Here is an 18,068-nt window from a genome sequence, read left to right as displayed (position 1 = left end):
GGCGAACCCGGCAGTTCAGGCCTCCGGCTCCAGCTCCGCGAGTCCCGCCGCGGCCTCCTCGTCCAGCTCCGCGAGCCGGGCAGCCGTCTCCTCATCCAGGCCCGACAGCGCACGGAGCTGCTCGGGGGTGACGCCCTCCGGTATCGGCACCGGCGCCGGGGTGCGCAGCGGCGGCTGCCAGCCGTCGGCGTCGGTCCAGCGCCGTACGACGCGGGCGGGCGCGCCCGCGACCACGGCGTGGTCGGGCACCGTTCCCCGTACGACCGCTCCGGCGGCCACCACAACGTTCCGCCCGATCCGGGCACCCGGAAGGATCACCGCTCCCGTGCCGATCCAGCAGCCGGGCCCGATCTCCACGGGCTCCATCCGCGGCCACTGCTTGCCGATCGGCTCGTGCGGATCGTCGTAGGAGTGGTTCGTCGACGTGACGTAGACGTACGGACCGAAGTAGCAGTCGCTGCCGATCGTGACCGTCGTGTCGGCGATGACGTGGCTGCCACGGCCCAGGACGACGCCGTCGCCGAGACGCAGGATCGGGTCCGGGCCGAGGTCGAGGTCGGGCATCAGGCCCGCGGTGAGGGTGACCTGCTCGCCGATGATGCAGTGGGAGCCGAGATGGATCCAGGGCTCGCCGAAGACCGTGCCGAGCGGGAAGGCGAGTCTGGTACCTGTTCCCATGGCGCCGAAGCGGTACCGGCCGGGGTGCTCGGCGGTGACGGAGGCCGTCCGCTGCAACCAGGCCCAGCCCGCGTGGACGGCGCGCTGCGTGAGGCCCCGCCGCCAGGATGAGAACGTGTTCTTGCGCTTCGGCACGAGCTCACGGTACTCAGCGGTAGCTCCGCCCGCGGCGTCGGCGGCCTGTGATCTTCACCCCACCGGGTGGCGTACGGTGTGCGCGTTGTCTACGACGTTTCGGGAGGCGGACATGGCGCAGCGGGCGATGATCACCGGGATCGGCGGCAGGGAGCCGGAGATCGACGCGACGGCGTTCGTGGCGCCGACGGCGTCGGTGATCGGGGGCGTGACGCTGGGAGCGGGCGCGAGCGTCTGGTACGGCGCCGTGGTACGCGGCGACGTCGAGGCGATCTCCGTCGGGGCCAGCAGCAACGTCCAGGACAACTGCACGCTCCACGCCGATCCCGGATTCCCGGTGAACGTCGGCGAGCGGGTGAGCATCGGGCACAACGCGGTCGTGCACGGAGCGACCGTGGAGGACGACTGCCTGATCGGGATGGGGGCGACGGTCCTGAACGGCGCGGTCATCGGGGCCGGGTCGCTCGTCGCCGCGCAGGCGCTGGTGCCCCAGGGCATGGTCGTGCCGCCCGGTTCGCTGGTGGCGGGGGTGCCCGCGAAGGTGCGGCGGGAGTTGTCGGAGGAGGAGAAGCAGGGCGTCACCCTCAACGGCACGATGTACGCCGAGCTGGCGAAGGCGCATCGCGAGGTGCACGCGTAGGTGGTTCGACGGGTGCGGCTCGTGGGGGCTGGTCGCGCAGTTCCCCGCGCCCCTAGGGAACCTGTGCTTCTGCCGCTTCCAGGTTCTGGCCCGCCTTCTTCGCCTTGCGCTTGATCACCAGCATGGACGTGAGGCCCACCAGGACCGCCGCGACCAGGCCCAGCCACGAGAAGCGCTTGAGCCAGGACTCCGCGACGATGCCGACGTAGTAGATGACCGCGGTCGTGCCACCCGCCCAGACGATGCCGCCGAGGACGTTGGCGATGAGGAACTTCCAGTACGGCATGCGCAGCACGCCGGCGAGGGGGCCCGCGAAGATGCGGAGCAGGGCGACGAACCGGCCGAAGAAGACGGCCCACATGCCCCACTTCTCGAAGGAGCGCTCGGCGGTGGCGATGTGGCCCTCGCTGAAGTGCTTGGGGAACTTGTGTCCCAGCCAGGCCAGCATGGGCCGCCCGCCCTTGCGGCCGATGGCGTAGCCGATCGAGTCGCCGATGATGGCGCCGGCCGTGGCACTGGCGCCGAGGACGACGGGGTCGATCTCGCCGTGCTGGGACGCCAGCAGGGCGGAGGAGACGAGGATGATCTCGCCCGGCAGCGGGATGCCCAGGCTCTCCAGGCCGATGACCAGCCCCACCAGTGCGTAGACGGCCACCGCGGGTACGGTTTCGAGCCACTCCTGGACGTGCAACGCCGGTTCCTTTCCCTGGGTTTCCTGCGAGCTTCCCTTCGTGCACGGGAAGCCTACCGGCTCCTAGGACGTCTCCCGGGACTCAGGCGTTCCAGCTCCACTCGGCGACCTCGGGCAGGTCGGTGCCGTGCTCGCGGATCCAGGCGTGGTGGCGGGTGCGGGCGTCGGCCATCCGCTGGCGTACGGCCGTGGCACGGACCGAGAGCCCGGGGACGCGGTCGATGACGTCCATGACCAGGCGGTAGCGGTCGAGGTCGTTGCGGACGACCATGTCGAACGGCGTGGTCGTGGTGCCGGCCTCCTTGTAGCCGCGCACGTGCAGGTTCTGGTGGCCGGTGCGGCGGTAGGCCAGGCGGTGGATCAGCCAGGGATAGCCGTGGTAGGCGAAGATCACCGGCTTGTCGGTGGTGAACAGGCCGTCGTACTCGAAGTCGCTCATGCCGTGCGGGTGCTCCCCCTGGGGCAGCAGCCGGGCGAGGTCGACGACGTTCACGACCCGGACGGACAGCTCGGGCAGGTGGCGGCGGAGCAGGTGCGCGGCGGCCAGGGTCTCCTGGGTCGGGACGTCACCGGCACAGGCCAGTACGACGTCGGGCTCGGCGCCGTCCTCGGTGCCCGCCCACTCCCAGATGCCGGCGCCGCGGGCGCAGTGGACCCGGGCCTCGTCCATCGACAGCCAGTCGAAGCAGGGCTGCTTCCCGGCGACGATCACGTTCACGTAGTCGCGGCTGCGCAGGGCGTGGTCCGCGACGGACAGCAGGGTGTTGGCGTCCGGCGGGAGATAGACGCGGACGACTTCGGGGCTCTTGTTGAGGACGTGGTCGACGAACCCGGGGTCCTGGTGGGAGAAGCCGTTGTGGTCCTGCCGCCACACGTGGGAGGTCAGCAGGTAGTTCAGGGAGGCGATGGGGGCGCGCCAGGGCAGCCTGCGCGAGGTGCGCAGCCACTTGATGTGCTGGTTGACCATGGAGTCGACGATGTGCACGAACGCCTCGTAGCAGGAGAACAGTCCGTGCCGGCCGGTGAGGAGGTAGCCCTCCAGCCAGCCCTGGCAGAGGTGTTCGGACAGGATCTCCATGACCCGGCCGTGCCGGTCCAGGTGCTCGTCCACGGGCAGGGTTTCGGCCTGCCAGGCCTTGCCGCTGGCGTCGTACACGGCCTGGAGCCGGTTGGAGGCGGTCTCGTCCGGGCCGACGAGGCGGAAGTCGCGGCGGTCGGCGGTGTCGCGCATGACCCGGGCGAGGAGGTCGCCGAGGACCCGGGTCGGCTCGTGCATCGTCGTGCCCGGTTTGTCGACGGGGACGGCGAAGTCGTCCAGGGACGGGATCGGCAGGTCGTGGACGAGCAGCCCTCCGTTGGCGTACGGGGTGGCGCCGAGCCGCCTGGTGCCTTCGGGGACGCAGGCGAGGACGTCCGCGACCGGACGTCCCTCGGCGTCGAACAGTTCCTCTGGCCGGTACGAGCGCAGCCAGGACTCCAGTTGCCGCAGGTGGTCGGGGTTGTCGCGGACACCGGAGAGCGGCACCTGGTGGGCGCGCCAGGTGCCCTCGACGGGTACGCCGTCGACCTCGGCCGGGCCGGTCCAGCCCTTGGGGGTGCGCAGCACGATCACCGGCCAGTGCGGGCGTTCGGCCACGCCGTCCTCGCGGGCGGCGCGCTGGGCGGCGGCGATGCGGTCGAGCGCGGTGTCCATGGCCTCGGCCATGGCGCGGTGGACGGTGGCCGGATCGTCTCCGGCGACGTGGAGGGGCTCGTGGCCGTAGCCGCGCAGGAGGGCGTCGAGTTCCTCCTCGGGCAGACGGGACAGCACCGTCGGGTTGGCGATCTTGTAGCCGTTGAGGTGCAGGATCGGCAGGACGGCACCGTCGTGGACGGGGTCGAGGAACTTGTTGGCGTGCCAGGACCCGGCCAGCGGGCCGGTCTCCGCCTCGCCGTCACCGATCACGCAGGCCACCAGCAGGCCCGGGTTGTCGAGGGCGGCGCCGTAGGCGTGGGCGAGGGAGTAGCCGAGTTCGCCGCCCTCGTGGATCGAGCCGGGCACCTCCGGGGCGACATGGCTGGGCACGCCGCCGGGGAAGGAGAACTGCCTCATCAGCAGCTCCATGCCCCGCGCGTCCCGGGAGGCGTCCGGGTACTTCTCGCTGTAGCTGCCCTCCAGCCAGGAGTTGGCGAGGACCGACGGCCCGCCGTGGCCCGGGCCCCAGATGCACAGGGCGTCGAGCTCGCGTGCCTTGATCACCCGGTTGAGGTGGGTGTGGACGAGGTTCAGCCCGGGTGAGGTGCCCCAGTGGCCCAGCAGCCGCGGCTTGATGTGCTCGGGCCGCAACGGCTCGGTGAGCAGGGGGTTCGCCAGCAGGTAGATCTGACCGGCCGCCAGGTAGTTGGCGGCCCGCCAGTGGGCGTCCAGCGTGCGCAGTTCCTCGTCGGTGAGTGCGGTCCTGCTGTCGGTCCTGCTGTCCAGGCGCGGGGCCTCGGGCATGAGTGACTCCCTGGGTTCTGCGGGCGGCCTCAGGAGGAGTACCAGTTTGTTCCGGTTCGATGCCAGGCGCCTCTCGGCCATGCCTCGTCGCCCGTACCGTTCCGGCCGCGGATCCCGTGACCCGCGGGGTCGCCCACCCGGGCGACCCCGTACCCGCTCTACGGCAGTGCGACGGAGTGCACCGCCGTCACGGCGCCGGCCACGAGGGCGGTCGCGGAACCGAGGGCGCCGTCGCCGGGCGCCGGGGCCGCCGCCTCGTCAGCGCCGGGACCGGCCTCCTCGCAGCAGCCGACCTGCGCGAACCTCGGCTCGTAGCGCTCCTGCGGCAGATCCCGGGGCGTGGTGTCCGGCGGCCCCGGCGGGGCGTCGTCGTGCGGTCGCCGCGTGTGCTGCCCACCACTCTCCCGCGGAGTGTCCTCGGCCCGCTTCTGCCGGGACTCCCCCGAGCCTCCGGGCGGGGTGGCCGGTTCCAGTGCCCAGCGTTGCGCCCCGGACCCGTCGCGCGCGGTGACGATCACGTCCCGGCCCGTGCCGGGGGCGACGGCCAGCCCCTTGCCGCCGCGGGGCAGGAGTTCGCCGCGCACGGTCAGGTCGTAGCGGACGACTCCGGCGTGCACGAGACAGCCGGCCAGGACGACCGACCCCTCGGCCGGGTCCGAGTTCAGGCACAAGGTGGGGTCGGCGGCGCTGCGCAGGACCCCGTCGTCCTGGTACGACCACAGCTGGGACCCGCCCGAGGAGCAGGCGGCCAGCACGATGCGCGCGTCCGCCCGGATCCGCCCGCCCGGGACGTCGAGGCACCGGCTGTCGTCGAGGTTGCGCAGCCGCCCCCGGGCCACTTCGGCGGGGCTGCCGACGGAGGCGGCCGACGGGGAGCCCTCGGACGAGGACCGTGTGGAGTCCGGTTCCACGGACGAGGGGCCCGCGCTGTCCGGGTCGACGGAGTGACCGCTGACCGCGCCCCAGGTGGCCTGCGGGTCGGCGGTACCGCTCTCCTCCGACCAGCCGCGGGCGGCGAGCAGGGTCGCGAGCAGCACGAGGGAGGTCACCCCGACCGCGGCGGCCAGCGCCTTCGTGTGCCTTCTCGGCGTCCCCGGCCGGCCGGCCGCCGGCAGGTCACGGGACCGGAGGCGGTGGCGGTGGCGTACGCCCGCGGGCAGGGCGCCCCGGCCTTCGTCGCGGCCCGGCCGTGATTCCAGGTAGCGGCGGGCGCCCCAGCCGAGCACCGTCTCGACGAGCAGGTCTTCCAGGCCGCCCTCGAAATGACTGAGCTGTTCGGCGGCGTGACGGCAGTAGCGGCAGGCCATGAGATGCCGCTGCACATCCGGCAGCAGCGCCCCGCCACGACGCATGGGAACGTCCAGCAGTCGGTTGTAGTAGCGGCATTCCCGCGTCGGTGCGAGTTCCCGGTGCGCCCGTACGCACCCGGTGCGGAATTGCTCGCGCGCCTGCTCCAGGGCGGCCGCCGCGGTGGCGGCATCCACCCCGAGCAGACCGGCTGGTACGGATATGGTCTCGGCCTCGACCTCCGTGTGCCAGAGCAGGCATTGGGAAGCCCCCGGAAGGCCCCGGAAAGCACGCTCCGCGAGGCGTCGCCTTTCGGGTGTCCCCGGCCGGGCGGCCCGCAGCCCCCGGGCGCCGACGGTTTTGCGGAGTTCCGGCAGCACGGTGGAAATGCCGTCGTCGGCGGCCCACTCCCGGACCGTCTCCCGGACGGCCATGAGCAGCCGCGGACGCAGGGCACCGCCGCCCGGCCGGGCCAGTTCCCGGCGGAAGGCGGCGGCCGCCGCCATCGACGCGGAGTCCTCCGAGGACGCGAGGCAGATCACGGCGTATTCGTAGGCCGCGCGCCAGTGCCGCGCCAGCAACAGCGCGACGGCACGCGGTCCTTCGACGGGTTCGCCGACCCGGGCGAGAAGATTGCGATCGGACTCCGCGGGCCCCGCTCCGGGTCGCGGCGGGTACGGCGGGCGTGGGGGGTTGGGGGATTGCACGGAACCATTTCCTTCCAGCCGCGGAACGGCATGCGAATTGCGCGTCCGTCGGAAAGCAGGCGGGTGATTGGTGCATACCTATGCCGCGTCAGCTGCGGACTCGGCTGTGAGGCGGCTCACTTTCGCACATGCGACTGACAGGTAACAAGGAGTTCGGATGACGCAGGTTCAGAGCGAGGGGAATTCAGATATGTTACCGGCGGTATCCGTACCGGCTTTCGAAAACATGGCCGGTGAGGGTCGCAAGTTGTGTGCACGCAAAGGCGGTTGGTCCACGAAATCTCCAACTCCCCAGTGCGCCCTCATTCGGCTCTCGGCGCGCTCTCACCTCCGCGCGCCGGCATGGGCCGCATGATCGCCCCCCGCAGCGGCGGGGCTCGACGACGTCCTGATGGTCATCGGTCGGCACAAGCGGTCCGTCGAGGATCACTCCGACCGCGCCCTCGAGCCGGAACAGGCGATCGCGGCCAGTCGTCCTCAAGGGCCTGCGCCTCGACACCGGCGACAGGGCCGACCGCCCGCGCAGCGCGATCAAGCCGGCGCGCGAACGCCCCGGCATGCGAAAACCCCGGCACCCGGCCGGGGTCCCGCACGTACGGCCACCTGCTCAGCCGTTCGGCCGCAGGGTCCACACCACGGTCATCTCGGCGGTCACGGCACCGTCGGCCCGCTGGATGGCGATGGCCACCGGGAACTCGGGGCGCTCACCGGCGTCCAACTGCGCGACGACCTCGACGGCCGGGCGGCCGAGGGTGGCCGTGGCGGTGACGGCGCCCATCGCCAGCTTCTTGTAGGAGATCTCGGCACTGACGGCGAGTGGCACGGCGCGCGAGAGCTGGTCCCCGAACGCGGCCAGCACGATCGCCCCGCTGGCGGACTCCCCGAGCGTGAACATCGCGCCGGCGTGCGGGCCGCCCACGTGGTTGTGGTACTCGCCCTGGTCGGGCAGCGACACCACGGCCCGCTCCGGCGACGTCTCGAGGAACTCGAGGTTCAGGGTGCGGGCCATGGGCACCGTGGCGGCGAGCATCTCGCCGATGGACATCTGGTCTGCGCTCATGGCCGCATGTTACTCACGAGTAGAGACGGCTGGCCAGGCCGGTGTGACGACCGCCGCATCGGTCCTCACGACATCCACACCGGCCTGTCCCCGGGTTGCTACATCTCCGTCCACGGGCAGTGACCGAAACGTGTCCTGAGCGCGGCTAGGGTGGCTGCCCATGTGGCCAGGACAGCAGCCGCCCGGGGGCGAGCAGAACCCGCAAGCGAACAACCCGTACCAGCAGCCGGGGTACCAGCAGCCGAATCCGTACCAGCAGCCGGGGTACCAGCAGCAGCCCAGCCCGTACGGGCAGCAGCCGCAGTGGGGCACCCCCGCGCCGGCCGGCGCACCGCAGACCCCGCAGGGCGGTGGGGGCGGCGGCCGGACGAAGCTGGTCGCGATCATCGCCGCCACGGCGGTGGTCGTGGCGGCCGGTGTCACCGGCTTCCTGGTGCTGGGCGGCGACAAGGACGACACGGCGGACGGCGGCGAGAAGGGCAAGGGCGACACGACGTCGTCGAGCCCGTCGGCCGAGGAGCCGAGCGCGCCGGCCACGGGTGACAACCCCCGCGGCGGCGAGGAGGCCAAGCCCACGGTGAAGGGCTGGAAGGTCGTCATCAACCCCAAGTGGGGCACGGCCTTCGACGTCCCGGCCGACTGGGAGGTGGCCTCCCCGACGTCGTCCGTCTTCTTCGAGGACGAGAAGTCCGACGACGGCAAGCCGCTGATCACCATGTCGGCACCGGCGTTCTACAAGTCCGAGTGGTGCACGAGCGACGACAACAAGGACGGCAGGACCGAGACCGAGTCCCTGGCCGGGGCGGGCACCAAGGGCGCCGACGGCGCCAAGGACACGGACGAGGTCGCGGTCAACCAGGTGGCGTGGTGGGTGTACGGCGGCTACACGCAGCCGGACAAGAAGAGCGTCAAGACCGACGACAAGGCCAAGCCGTACACCACCGCCTCGGGTGTGAAGGGCAGCGTCGCCTGGGCGCACTCGGAGAACACGCCCGACACGGGCAAGTGCGCGAGCGACGGCAAGGCGATCACGTTCGGCTTCAAGAACTCGGCGGGTGACTTCGTCGCCTGGAGCTTCTACGGCGCCAAGGGCGTCAAGGGCGAGGTGCCCGAGAAGACCGTCCTGAAGATCCTCAGCACGGTCCGGCTGCACGGCGAACCGACCGGCGGCTGACCGGAACAGGAACGGGCCCGCACCTGCGACAGGGGCGGGCCCGGCTCACCGGAGCATCGTGACGGGCGTCAGCCCGTCATGTACCCGCGGTAGACCCGGCGACCCGAGGGGGACTCCTCGTCGACGCGGCGGCTGCCGGCGCGGATCCAGGGGTTCTCAAGGTCACATCAAGATCAACTCGGCTGTGCGCGGTGACGCCCCGCAAACGGTTTGGCAAGACGGGCTCCCGGCGGCGATAGTCGGCCGGTGACGTCCCCGACCGCCTCCTCCCGGAGCCCCCGCAGACCCGCCTGGGCGGGCCGCAACTACTCCCTGCTGACCGCCGCCGCGGTCGTCACCGGCCTGGGCAGCCACGGCGCCCTGGTCGCGGCGGCGTTCGCGGTCATCGAAACGGGCGGCGACGGCGGAGACGTCGGCCTGGTGGCGGCGGCCCGGACCCTGCCGCTGGTGTTGTTCCTGCTGATCGGCGGCGCCGTCGCGGACCGGCTGCCCCGGCACCGGGTGATGGTCGCCGCCAACGTCCTGAACTGCCTCTCGCAGGCCGCCTTCGCCGCCCTGGTGCTGGCCGGGGAGCCCCGGCTTTGGCACATGATGCTGCTCGCCGCGCTCGGCGGTACCGGCCAGGCCTTCTTCGGCCCGGCCGCCGAGGGCATGCTGATGTCCTCGGTCGAGGGCGAGCACGCGGGGCGCGCGTTCGCCGTGTTCCGGATGGCGATGCAGGGCGCGGTCCTCGGCGGAGCCGCGCTCGGCGGTGCCATGGTCGCGGCGATCGGGCCCGGCTGGGTGCTCGCGGCGGACGCGGCGGCCTTCGCGCTCGCCGGAGCGTTGCGGGCCTTCCTCGACGTCGGCCACATCCCGCCCCGCGCGCCGGGCGGCGGTCTGATCGCCGATCTGCGGGACGGCTGGCAGGAGTTCGCAGGCCGCCCCTGGCTGTGGGGCATCGTCGTCCAGTTCTCCGTCGCCAACGCGGTCGTCGCCGCCGCGGACGCGGTCTACGGCCCGCTCGTCGCCCGCGACCATCTCGGCGGCGCGGGCCCCTGGGGACTGGCCCTCGGTGCGTTCGGCGCGGGCACGGTCGCCGGCGCCCTGCTCATGACCCGCTGGAAACCCCGCCGTCTCCTCCTCGCCGGCACCCTCTGCGTGTTCCCCCTGGCCTTGCCTTCGGCCGCCCTCGCCGTGCCGGTGCCGATCGGTGTCCTGTTCGGGGTGATGTTCGTCGCCGGCGCGACGGTGGAGGTGTTCGGCGTCTCCTGGATGACGGCACTGCATCAGGAGATCCCCGAGCACAAGCTCTCCCGCGTCTCGGCGTACGACTGGTTCGGTTCCGTCGCGCTGGTCCCCCTCGCCACGGCCGCGGCCGGCCCGGCGGAGGAGGCCTTCGGCCGCACGACCGCCCTGTGGGGCTGTGCCGGTCTGGTCGTCCTGGTCACGGCGGCCGTGCTGTGCGTGCCGGACGTCCGCAATCTGCGCCGCCGGACCACACCCGTGGCCCGGGGCGGCACCGACTGCGCGTCAGCCGATGCCGAACGCCCCGTCGGGGGGCTCGGGTGACGGCACGGCGTCCTCGTCCGGCACCGCCCGCGCGCCCCCGACGAACTCCTTCAGACGGGTGCCGTGTTCGACCCGGGCCGGGAAGGCGTCGGCGGCGGTGAGCCGGGCCAGGGCGGCGACGTCGACCGGCTGATGCCCGGCGACGAGCACCGCGTTCCCGAACCGCCGCCCCCGCAGCACACCCGGCTCGGCGACCAGCACCAGTTCCTCGAAGGCGGTGGCCAGCGTGGCGAGTTGCGACCTCAGGAAGGCGAAGGGCGCTGCGTCGGGGAGATTGGCGAGATACACCCCGCTCCCCCGCAGCACCCGCGCGGCCTCACGGACGTAGGCGACGGAGGTGAGGTGCGCCGGCACCCGCGACCCGCTGAAGACGTCCGCGAGGAGAACGTCCGCCGAGGCCGCGGGAGCGTGCTCCAGCCAGCGCCGTGCGTCCGCCGCGTGCAGGACGGTGTTCGCGTCGTCCGGCAGCGGCAGATGCCCGGACACCAGCTCCAGCAGCCCCCGGTCGGCCTCGACGACGTCCTGCCGCGAGCCCGGCCGGGTCACGGCCACGTACCGGGGCAGGGTGAGCGCCCCTCCCCCGAGATGCACCACGTCCAGCGCGCGCCCCGGCTCGGCCACGACATCCAGCACATGCCCGAGCCGCCGCGTGTACTCGAACTCCAGGTGCGCGGGGTCGTCCAGATCGACGTAGGACTGCGGAGCCCCGTCCACGGTCAGCAGCCAGGCCCGTTCCCGGTCGATGTCGGGCATGAGCTTGGCGGTGCCGAAGTCGACGACACGGGAGACAGGGAGCAACTCGTTCACTGCCCCATTGTGTCGCGCCCCACGGGGGTGCGGGGCTGTTCCGATCTGCGGCTCCGCCGCGTGGGCGCGACCGGCCCGACGCGACCGGCCCGACACGGCCCGCAGTCCCCCGTCGCCTCAACCCACGACGGTCACGGTCCCCGCCCCCACGGTCCTGCCACCCTCACGGACGGCAAACCCGAGCCCCGCCTCCAACGGCACCTCCCGCCCCAGCTCCACGGTCATGGCTACGGTCTCGCCGGGCCGGGCCACCGCCACCTCGCCGAGGTCGACCACCCCGACCACATCCGCGGTCCGGATGTAGAACTGCGGCCGGTACCCGGAGGAGACGGGCGTCGTCCGCCCGCCCTCACGGGCCGACAGGACGTACACCTGCGCCGAGAAGCACCGCCGCGGCTTCACGCTCCCCGGCGCCGCGACCACATGCCCCCGCCGCACCGCATCCCGTGGCACCCCCCGCAGCAGCAACGCCACGTTGTCCCCGGCCTGCGCCTCCTCCATCGGCTTGCCGAAGGTCTCCAGCCCCGTGACCACCGTCTCGACGGCGGCCCCGAGCACCTCGACCCGGTCGCCGACGCGCACCACACCGCGCTCGACCGCCCCGGTCACCACCGTCCCCCGACCGGTGATGGTCAGCACGTTCTCCACCGGCAGCAGGAACGGCGCGTCCAGATACCGCTCCGGCATCGGCACATACGTGTCCACCGCGTCGAGCAGCGCCTCGATCGACGCCGTCCAGCGCGGGTCCCCCTCCAGCGCCTTCAGACCCGAGACGCGTACGACGGGTACGGAGTCGCCGCCGTAGCCGTGCGCGGTGAGCAGGTCGCGGACCTCCAGCTCGACCAGGTCGGTCAGCTCCTCGTCGCCCGCGTCGGCCTTGTTGAGGGCGACGACGACGTGGTCGACGCCCACCTGCCGGGCGAGCAGGACGTGTTCGGCGGTCTGCGGCATGATCCCGTCGAGCGCGGAGACGACGAGGATCGCCCCGTCGAGCTGGGCGGCGCCGGTGACCATGTTCTTGACGTAGTCGGCGTGGCCCGGCATGTCGACGTGCGCGTAGTGCCGGGTGTCGGTCTCGTACTCCACGTGCGCGATGTTGATGGTGATGCCGCGCGCCGCCTCCTCGGGCGCCCGGTCGATCCGGTCGAACGGCACGAACGCGCCACTGCCGCGGTCGGCGAGGACCTTGGTGATGGCGGCGGTCAACGTGGTCTTGCCGTGGTCGACATGACCCATCGTGCCGATGTTGAGATGCGGTTTCGTACGGACATAAGCCGTTTTGGACATGGCTGTACCTCGAAGCGTCTGCTCGGTGAAGAAGAAGTGGGACCCCGAGGACCTGCCCGACCCTCCCCTTGCGGGGTCCGCCGGACGAACCGGAGAGGGTCAGCTTCGGGCGCCGTCCATGACGGCCGTGGGATCGACGACGGCAGCCTTCGGGGCATCCGTGACCACGGATGCTGCGAGGGCGAAGGCGTGCCGGAACATGTCGTCGATCATCGCCGACGCCTTACCGCACGTCGAATGGTTTTCGGCTGCCCGGGCAGGGGGGTGCGCACCGCTGCCTGTGACGCTCGTGAGACGAACCATACGGCGATCACACACATTTGTCGGTTAGTGTCACCGGATGCTCGATGCCACCACCCGCTCTGGGGGCACCGCCACGGCCTCTCCCCGGGCCACCGCCGCGGAGCTCGCCGTCGCCGTTCCCCCGGCAACGACCGTCTCGCCCGCCGTACCGACTCATTTCGCCGCTCGCTGCACCAGAGTTCTGCTCTCCCCGTGGTCGCGGCTCTCCCTGCTCGTCGTGCTGCTCGCGGCCGGTGCCTGCGGGGTGCTGATGTTCGAGCCGCAGCGGCTGCTGACGGAGGGCTGGCCGCCGCAGCTCAGTGGCGCCGCGGCGGCGGCGGTGTTCACGGTGGCGTACGGCGTGTGCACTGTGGCGTTCGTGCCGAGGCCGCTGCTGAACCTGGCGGCGGGCGCCCTGTTCGGTTCGCAGCTCGGCCTCGGCGTGGCTCTGACGGGCACGGTGCTCGGCGCCGGGATCGCCTTCTGTCTGGGCCGGGCGCTGGGCCAGGACGCTCTGCGGCCTCTGCTACGGGGGCGTTGGCTGAAGGCCGCGGACGGCCAGCTCAGCCGGCACGGCTTCCGGTCGATGCTGATGGTGCGGCTGTTCCCGGGTGTGCCGTTCTGGGCCGCGAACTACTGCGCCTCGGTCTCCCGCATGGGCCTGCTGCCGTTCCTGCTGGCCACGGGGCTGGGCTCGATCCCGAACACCGCCGCCTACGCCGTCGCGGGCGCCCGTGCCTCCACCCCGACCTCTCCCGCCTTCCTGATCGCCATGGCGTGCATCGCCCTGCCCGCGCTGGCGGGCGTGGTGGTGGCCTGGCGCAAGCGGCACCAGCTGCGCCGCCTCTGACGGGCCGTCGGTCCGCCCGGGTCAGACCCGTTCCAGGACCATGGCGTTGGCGAGTCCGCCCGCCTCGCACATGGTCTGGAGCGCATACCGGGCGCCCCGTTCCCGCATCGCGTGCACCAGCGTCGTCGTCAGCCGGGTGCCGCTCGCGCCGAGTGGATGCCCGAGCGCGATGGCCCCGCCGTGCACGTTGACCCGGGCGAGGTCGGCACCGGTCTCCTGCCGCCAGGCCAGTACGACGCTGGAGAACGCCTCGTTGACCTCGAACAGGTCGATGTCGCCGAGGGTCAGCGAGGCCCTGCGCAGCACCTTCTCGGTCGCCGGGATCACACCCGTGAGCATCAGCAGCGGGTCGGAGCCGGTGACGGCGAAGCTGTGCAGCCGGGCGAGCGGGCGCAGCCCGAGCCGGGCCGCCGTCTCGCTCGACGTGATGAGCACGGCGGAGGCCCCGTCGTTGATGGGGCTGGCGTTGCCCGCCGTGACGTTCCACTCGATCTGTGGGAAGCGCTCGGCGACGGCTGGGTCGTAGTAGGCGGGCTTGAGGCCGGCGAGGATCTCGGGGGTGCTGCCGGGCCGTACGCACTCGTCGCGCGTGACACCTTCCAGCGGCGCGACCTCGGCGTCGAACAGCCCGCCCTCCCAGGCCTTGGCGGCCTTCAGGTGCGAGGAGACGGCGAATTCGTCCATCCGCTCGCGGCCGATCGACCACTTGGCGGCGATCAGTTCGGCACTGACGCCCTGCGGAACGAGCCCCTCCGGGTAGCGTTCGGCCACTCCGGGCCCGAAGGGGTCCTTGCCCGCGGGCACGTTCGACCACATGGGGACCCGGCTCATCGACTCGACCCCGCAGGCCACGACCAGGTCGTAGGCGCCCGAGAGCACCCCCTGCGCCGCGAAGTGCACGGCCTGCTGGGAGGAGCCGCACTGGCGGTCCACGGTGGTCGCCGGCACCGATTCCGGGAAGCCCGCGGACAGCACGGCGTAGCGGGTGGTGTTCATGGCCTGCTCGCCGACCTGGTCCACGGTGCCGCCGATGACGTCGTCGATGAGCGCGGGGTCGACCCCGGACCGCTCGACGAGGGTGCGCAGGGTGTGGGCGAGGAGTTCGACGGGATGGACGTGCGCGAGGGCGCCGTTCGGCTTGCCCTTGCCGATCGGGGTGCGTACGGCTTCGACGATGACTGCGTCACGCATGTGCGGGCCTCCACGACTACCGGTGAGTAGGAAATCCGGACTCACCGTAGCCCGCAAGGTTGGAAAATCCAACCCTCTCCTAGACTGGTCTCATGGCCGCCCGCAAAGACCCGCGCCCCTGCTCCATCGCCGACACCCTCGCGCTCGTCGGCGAGAAGTACTCCCTGCTCGTGCTGCGGGAGGTGTGCCTGGGCAACGGCCGGTTCGACCAGCTGGTGCGCAACATCGGCGCCCCGCGCGACATCCTGGCCACCCGGCTGCGCCGGCTCGTCGACGCCGGGATCCTGGCCAAGCACCTCTACAGCGAGCGCCCGCAGCGCTTCGAGTACCGGCCGACCCCTGCGGGGCTGGAACTGGAGCCGGTGCTGATGACCCTCATGGCGTGGGGCGACCGCCATCTCCGGGCGGACGGCGACCGACCGATGGTCCTGGAGCACTCCTGCGGCCGGCCCCTCGACCCGGCCGTCACCTGCCGGGCCTGCGGCGACGAGGTGCGCCACGAGGACCTCACGGCCCGCCCCCAGGCACCGGGCTGGACGGTGACCGGACCCACCGCCGCCTGATCCCCCTGGTCAACGGCGGCTTCCAAACCCCTGTGTCCTGGCGGCCTTCCGGGGGCGCTACGCTTCCCCCTCGGCACACATGATCCCCCATTCATCGCGACGGCGGCCCGGTGCGCCCGTCGTCCGTTCCACGATCGGCACTTGGACTCCGCTACCTCATGTCTTGGTTCGAATCACTCATCCTCGGACTCGTCCAGGGGCTGACCGAGTTCCTCCCCGTCTCCTCCAGCGCCCACCTGCGGCTGACGGCGGCCTTCTCGGGCTGGGAGGACCCGGGTGCGGCCTTCACGGCGATCACGCAGATCGGCACCGAGGCAGCCGTGCTGATCTACTTCCGCAAGGACATCGGGCGGATCATCTCGGCGTGGACGCGCTCGCTCACGAACAAGGCGCTGCGCAGCGACCCGGACGCCCGGATGGGCTGGCTGGTCATCGTCGGCTCGATCCCGATCGGCGTGCTCGGCGTGACGCTGAAGGACCAGATCGAGGGACCGTTCCGCGATCTGCGGATCACCGCGACGATGCTGATCGGCATGGGCATCGTCCTGGGCATCGCCGACCGGCTCGCGGCCCGCGACGAGAGCGGCGGCAAGCACCGCGCACCCAAGCAGCGCAAGGCCCTTGAGGACCTGGGCGTCCGGGACGGCCTGATCTACGGCGTCTGTCAGGCCATGGCACTCGTTCCGGGCGTCTCCCGCTCCGGCGCCACCATCAGCGGTGGCCTGTTCATGGGCTACAAGCGCGAGGCCGCGGCCCGCTACTCCTTCCTGCTCGCCATCCCCGCGGTGCTCGCCTCGGGCGTGTTCGAGCTGAAGGACGCCACGGAGGGCGGCCATGTGTCGTGGGGTCCGACGATCTTCGCGACGATCATCGCCTTCGGTGTCGGGTACGCGGTGATCGCATGGTTCATGAAGTTCATCTCGACCAAGAGCTTCATGCCGTTCGTCTACTACCGCATCGCGCTCGGCATCCTCATCATCGTCCTGGTCAGCGTGGGTGCCCTGAGCCCGCACGCGGCCGAGTCGGCGGGCTGACCCGGGGCGGGTGCCCGGGCCGTGTGACGCCGCTCTCGTGACCAACCGCATAGGGATCGGGTAGCCGTCCGGTAGCGGGCTGTCAGTGGCTGCCCCTAGGCTTGTCCGCATGTCCCCCGATTTCGTGACCCCTGGTTCCGTGCGGTCCGCTGCCGAGGTCAACGACGAGATCCGTGCGCTGTGGCAGCGTACGGGTGGCACCCTGTCGGCCGAGGAGCGCGCGGAGTACGAGCTGCTCGTCGTCGAGTGGGCGGCAGCGATCCGAGGCGGCGTCGTCAGGGCGGCCTGAGCAGCTCCCGCGGTCGCCATTCCGTCTCGGTAGCGCCCCGCGGTCGCCATTCCGTCTCGGTAGCGCGCCGCGGTCGCCATTCCGTCTCGGTAGCGCGCCGCGGTCGCCTTTCCGCCCCTGTACCGCCCCTCCGCCCCGGTACCGCCCCCGCAGTCGCCTTTCCGGCCCCGTATCGCCCCTCTAGGCGCGCAGTCGCGCCAGCACCTCGTCGTCGAGGTCCAACGGCCGCTCCTCCGGCAACAGCCCTGCGGCCGAGTGAGGTTGCCCCGCCCGCACCAGTCTGTGGATCTCCGTGGCGAGCGGCGTGACGTCCTCGATCCCCACGATCCACTCGTCCGCGTAGCGCGCGGCGGCCTCCCCGGCGAGCCCCAGCTGGAGCGACCGGTGCGGCAGCGGGTTGAGGTGCAGGTCCCGTTCCGGATCCCACTGCACCCGCGCGGGCGCCTGCCTCAACTGCCGCTTCCAGGAGGCCTGGTCGCCGTGCAGGGCAGGGACGTGATGGGACAGGCAGGCGTTGCGCAGCGCCCAGAGGAAGCCCTCGCGGTCGATCTCGATCGCCAGGACCGTCTCCTGGCCCTCCTTGGTACCCCAGCCGCAGCGGTACATCATCCACAGGAACGACGGCTTGATCCATGTCATGCGGTCCCGCTTCCATGCGGCCGGGAAGCGGCCCTGGCGGGCGGCGGGGCCGCCGATCTCCGGGCGGTAGGCCTGGTAGACGGTGATCGTGGACCCGGTGTGGCGGGCGCGCACCTGGAACTTCGGTTCGTGTCGTTCGTTCACGACGGACAGGCTGGGCCCCACCGCCCCCAGGCGGCCACCGAATATCGCTCACGCACGGCTCTTGGCCCGGCCCCCGCCATGCCCAACACTGAGCCGATGACGCAGCGCGTGGAACTCGCCACCGTGAGGGACCGGCTGGCCCTGGACGGGCTGATCACCGATTACGCGGTGGCGGTCGACGACGGCGACTGGGAGGCGTACCGGGGCCTGTTCGCCCCTCGCGGGCGGGCTGACTACCGGTCGGCCGGCGGCATCGAGGGAGAAGCCCGGGCGGTCGCCGCGTGGCTCGCGGAGAACCTGAGCCTGTTCCCGATGCGGCAGCACCTGATCGTCAACCGGCGGGTGCGCTTCGGGATCTGGGAGCAGGACACCGGGGACACGGCGGAGGTCCAGGCCGACTACGTCAATCCGATGGCCACCGCCGGGCCGGCCCCCGACTTCGTGTGCGGCGGACGGTACGCCTTCGCGGCGCTGCGCACGGACGACGGCTGGCGGCTGAGCGAGGTGGTCGTGCGGGAGAAGTGGCGGCGCCTTCCCGAGCCGGAGAAGACACCTGTGGTCAACTGACCACGGCGTCCTG

17 protein-coding genes and 1 pseudogene are annotated in these 18,068 nt (G+C 71.9%); 9 read left to right on the top strand and 9 right to left on the bottom strand.

Annotation, left to right across the window (positions count from 1 at the left end):
* Positions 1-15: 15 nt before the first annotated feature.
* Positions 16-813 (bottom strand): acyltransferase, encoded by a 798-nt coding sequence (locus BJ965_RS32845; protein ID WP_184913838.1) that lies wholly within the window; start codon positions 811-813, stop codon positions 16-18.
* 112 nt (positions 814-925) lie between these two features.
* Between BJ965_RS32845 and BJ965_RS32840 the strand changes: the two genes are divergently transcribed.
* The gene (locus BJ965_RS32840) at positions 926-1,453 is read left to right on the top strand and encodes a gamma carbonic anhydrase family protein (RefSeq protein WP_184917750.1); all 528 of its coding nucleotides are present in this window, start codon (positions 926-928) and stop codon (positions 1,451-1,453) included.
* A gap of 52 nt (positions 1,454-1,505) precedes the next feature.
* On the opposite strand, the gene BJ965_RS32835 is transcribed toward BJ965_RS32840, so the two are convergent.
* From BJ965_RS32835 to BJ965_RS32825, 3 genes are all read right to left on the bottom strand, one after another.
* Complete coding sequence (locus BJ965_RS32835) at positions 1,506-2,144, bottom strand: DedA family protein (RefSeq protein ID WP_184913836.1); 639 nt, start codon at positions 2,142-2,144, stop codon at positions 1,506-1,508.
* 82 nt (positions 2,145-2,226) lie between these two features.
* On the bottom strand, positions 2,227-4,623 hold the full coding sequence (locus BJ965_RS32830) for a phosphoketolase family protein (RefSeq protein ID WP_184913833.1): 2,397 nt from the start codon (positions 4,621-4,623) through the stop codon (positions 2,227-2,229).
* Positions 4,624-4,781: 158 nt separating this feature from the next.
* The gene (locus tag BJ965_RS32825) at positions 4,782-6,617 is read right to left on the bottom strand and encodes an RICIN domain-containing protein (protein WP_184913831.1); all 1,836 of its coding nucleotides are present in this window, start codon (positions 6,615-6,617) and stop codon (positions 4,782-4,784) included.
* A 364-nt stretch (positions 6,618-6,981) separates the two neighbouring features.
* On the opposite strand from BJ965_RS32825, the pseudogene BJ965_RS39610 reads away from it, so the two are divergent.
* Positions 6,982-7,086 (top strand): annotated as a pseudogene (locus BJ965_RS39610) (UTP--glucose-1-phosphate uridylyltransferase); the annotation flags it as partial.
* A gap of 138 nt (positions 7,087-7,224) precedes the next feature.
* Here BJ965_RS39610 and BJ965_RS32820 read toward each other — a convergent pair.
* Positions 7,225-7,662, bottom strand: a complete 438-nt coding sequence (locus tag BJ965_RS32820) for a DUF4442 domain-containing protein (protein ID WP_184917747.1) — start codon at positions 7,660-7,662, stop codon at positions 7,225-7,227.
* A gap of 175 nt (positions 7,663-7,837) precedes the next feature.
* Between BJ965_RS32820 and BJ965_RS32815 the strand changes: the two genes are divergently transcribed.
* Positions 7,838-8,851 carry a hypothetical protein gene (locus tag BJ965_RS32815; protein WP_184913829.1) on the top strand — a complete coding sequence of 338 codons (1,014 nt, stop codon included), beginning with the start codon at positions 7,838-7,840 and terminating at the stop codon, positions 8,849-8,851.
* 246 nt (positions 8,852-9,097) lie between these two features.
* Positions 9,098-10,402 (top strand): MFS transporter, encoded by a 1,305-nt coding sequence (locus BJ965_RS32810; protein WP_184913827.1) that lies wholly within the window; start codon positions 9,098-9,100, stop codon positions 10,400-10,402.
* Here the strand turns inward: BJ965_RS32810 and BJ965_RS32805 are convergent.
* Both BJ965_RS32805 and tuf read right to left on the bottom strand, forming a co-directional pair.
* The gene (locus BJ965_RS32805; RefSeq protein ID WP_184913825.1) at positions 10,364-11,209 is read right to left on the bottom strand and encodes a spermidine synthase; all 846 of its coding nucleotides are present in this window, start codon (positions 11,207-11,209) and stop codon (positions 10,364-10,366) included. The genes BJ965_RS32810 and BJ965_RS32805 overlap by 39 nt on opposite strands.
* Positions 11,210-11,326: 117 nt before the next feature.
* Positions 11,327-12,496, bottom strand: a complete 1,170-nt coding sequence (gene tuf, locus BJ965_RS32800) for an elongation factor Tu (RefSeq protein ID WP_184913823.1) — start codon at positions 12,494-12,496, stop codon at positions 11,327-11,329.
* A gap of 340 nt (positions 12,497-12,836) precedes the next feature.
* Here tuf and BJ965_RS32795 point away from each other — a divergent pair, with 340 nt between their 5' ends.
* A complete protein-coding gene (locus BJ965_RS32795; protein WP_184913820.1) occupies positions 12,837-13,628 on the top strand; it encodes a TVP38/TMEM64 family protein in 792 nt (263 codons plus the stop codon).
* Between the two features lie 21 nt (positions 13,629-13,649).
* On the opposite strand, the gene BJ965_RS32790 is transcribed toward BJ965_RS32795, so the two are convergent.
* The gene (locus BJ965_RS32790; protein WP_184913818.1) at positions 13,650-14,819 is read right to left on the bottom strand and encodes a thiolase family protein; all 1,170 of its coding nucleotides are present in this window, start codon (positions 14,817-14,819) and stop codon (positions 13,650-13,652) included.
* A 92-nt stretch (positions 14,820-14,911) separates the two neighbouring features.
* On the opposite strand from BJ965_RS32790, the gene BJ965_RS32785 reads away from it, so the two are divergent.
* The 3 genes from BJ965_RS32785 to BJ965_RS32775 all read left to right on the top strand — a co-directional run bounded on the left by BJ965_RS32785 (position 14,912) and on the right by BJ965_RS32775 (position 16,705).
* Entirely contained in the window at positions 14,912-15,382 is a 471-nt protein-coding gene (locus tag BJ965_RS32785) for a winged helix-turn-helix transcriptional regulator (protein WP_184913816.1), read from the top strand.
* A gap of 158 nt (positions 15,383-15,540) precedes the next feature.
* On the top strand, positions 15,541-16,416 hold the full coding sequence (locus BJ965_RS32780; RefSeq protein ID WP_184913814.1) for an undecaprenyl-diphosphate phosphatase: 876 nt from the start codon (positions 15,541-15,543) through the stop codon (positions 16,414-16,416).
* A gap of 109 nt (positions 16,417-16,525) precedes the next feature.
* The gene (locus BJ965_RS32775; protein ID WP_030835735.1) at positions 16,526-16,705 is read left to right on the top strand and encodes a hypothetical protein; all 180 of its coding nucleotides are present in this window, start codon (positions 16,526-16,528) and stop codon (positions 16,703-16,705) included.
* A gap of 180 nt (positions 16,706-16,885) precedes the next feature.
* Here BJ965_RS32775 and BJ965_RS32770 read toward each other — a convergent pair whose 3' ends face one another.
* The gene (locus tag BJ965_RS32770) at positions 16,886-17,488 is read right to left on the bottom strand and encodes a DUF4291 domain-containing protein (protein WP_184913812.1); all 603 of its coding nucleotides are present in this window, start codon (positions 17,486-17,488) and stop codon (positions 16,886-16,888) included.
* A gap of 96 nt (positions 17,489-17,584) precedes the next feature.
* On the opposite strand from BJ965_RS32770, the gene BJ965_RS32765 reads away from it, so the two are divergent.
* Positions 17,585-18,055 (top strand): nuclear transport factor 2 family protein, encoded by a 471-nt coding sequence (locus BJ965_RS32765; protein ID WP_184913810.1) that lies wholly within the window; start codon positions 17,585-17,587, stop codon positions 18,053-18,055.
* Positions 18,056-18,068 lie beyond the last annotated feature (13 nt).

The sequence above is a fragment of the Streptomyces luteogriseus genome (assembly GCF_014205055.1).
Taxonomy (GTDB): Bacteria; Actinomycetota; Actinomycetes; order Streptomycetales; family Streptomycetaceae; genus Streptomyces; species Streptomyces luteogriseus.
This window is presented reverse-complemented; position numbering and strand designations above follow the sequence as displayed.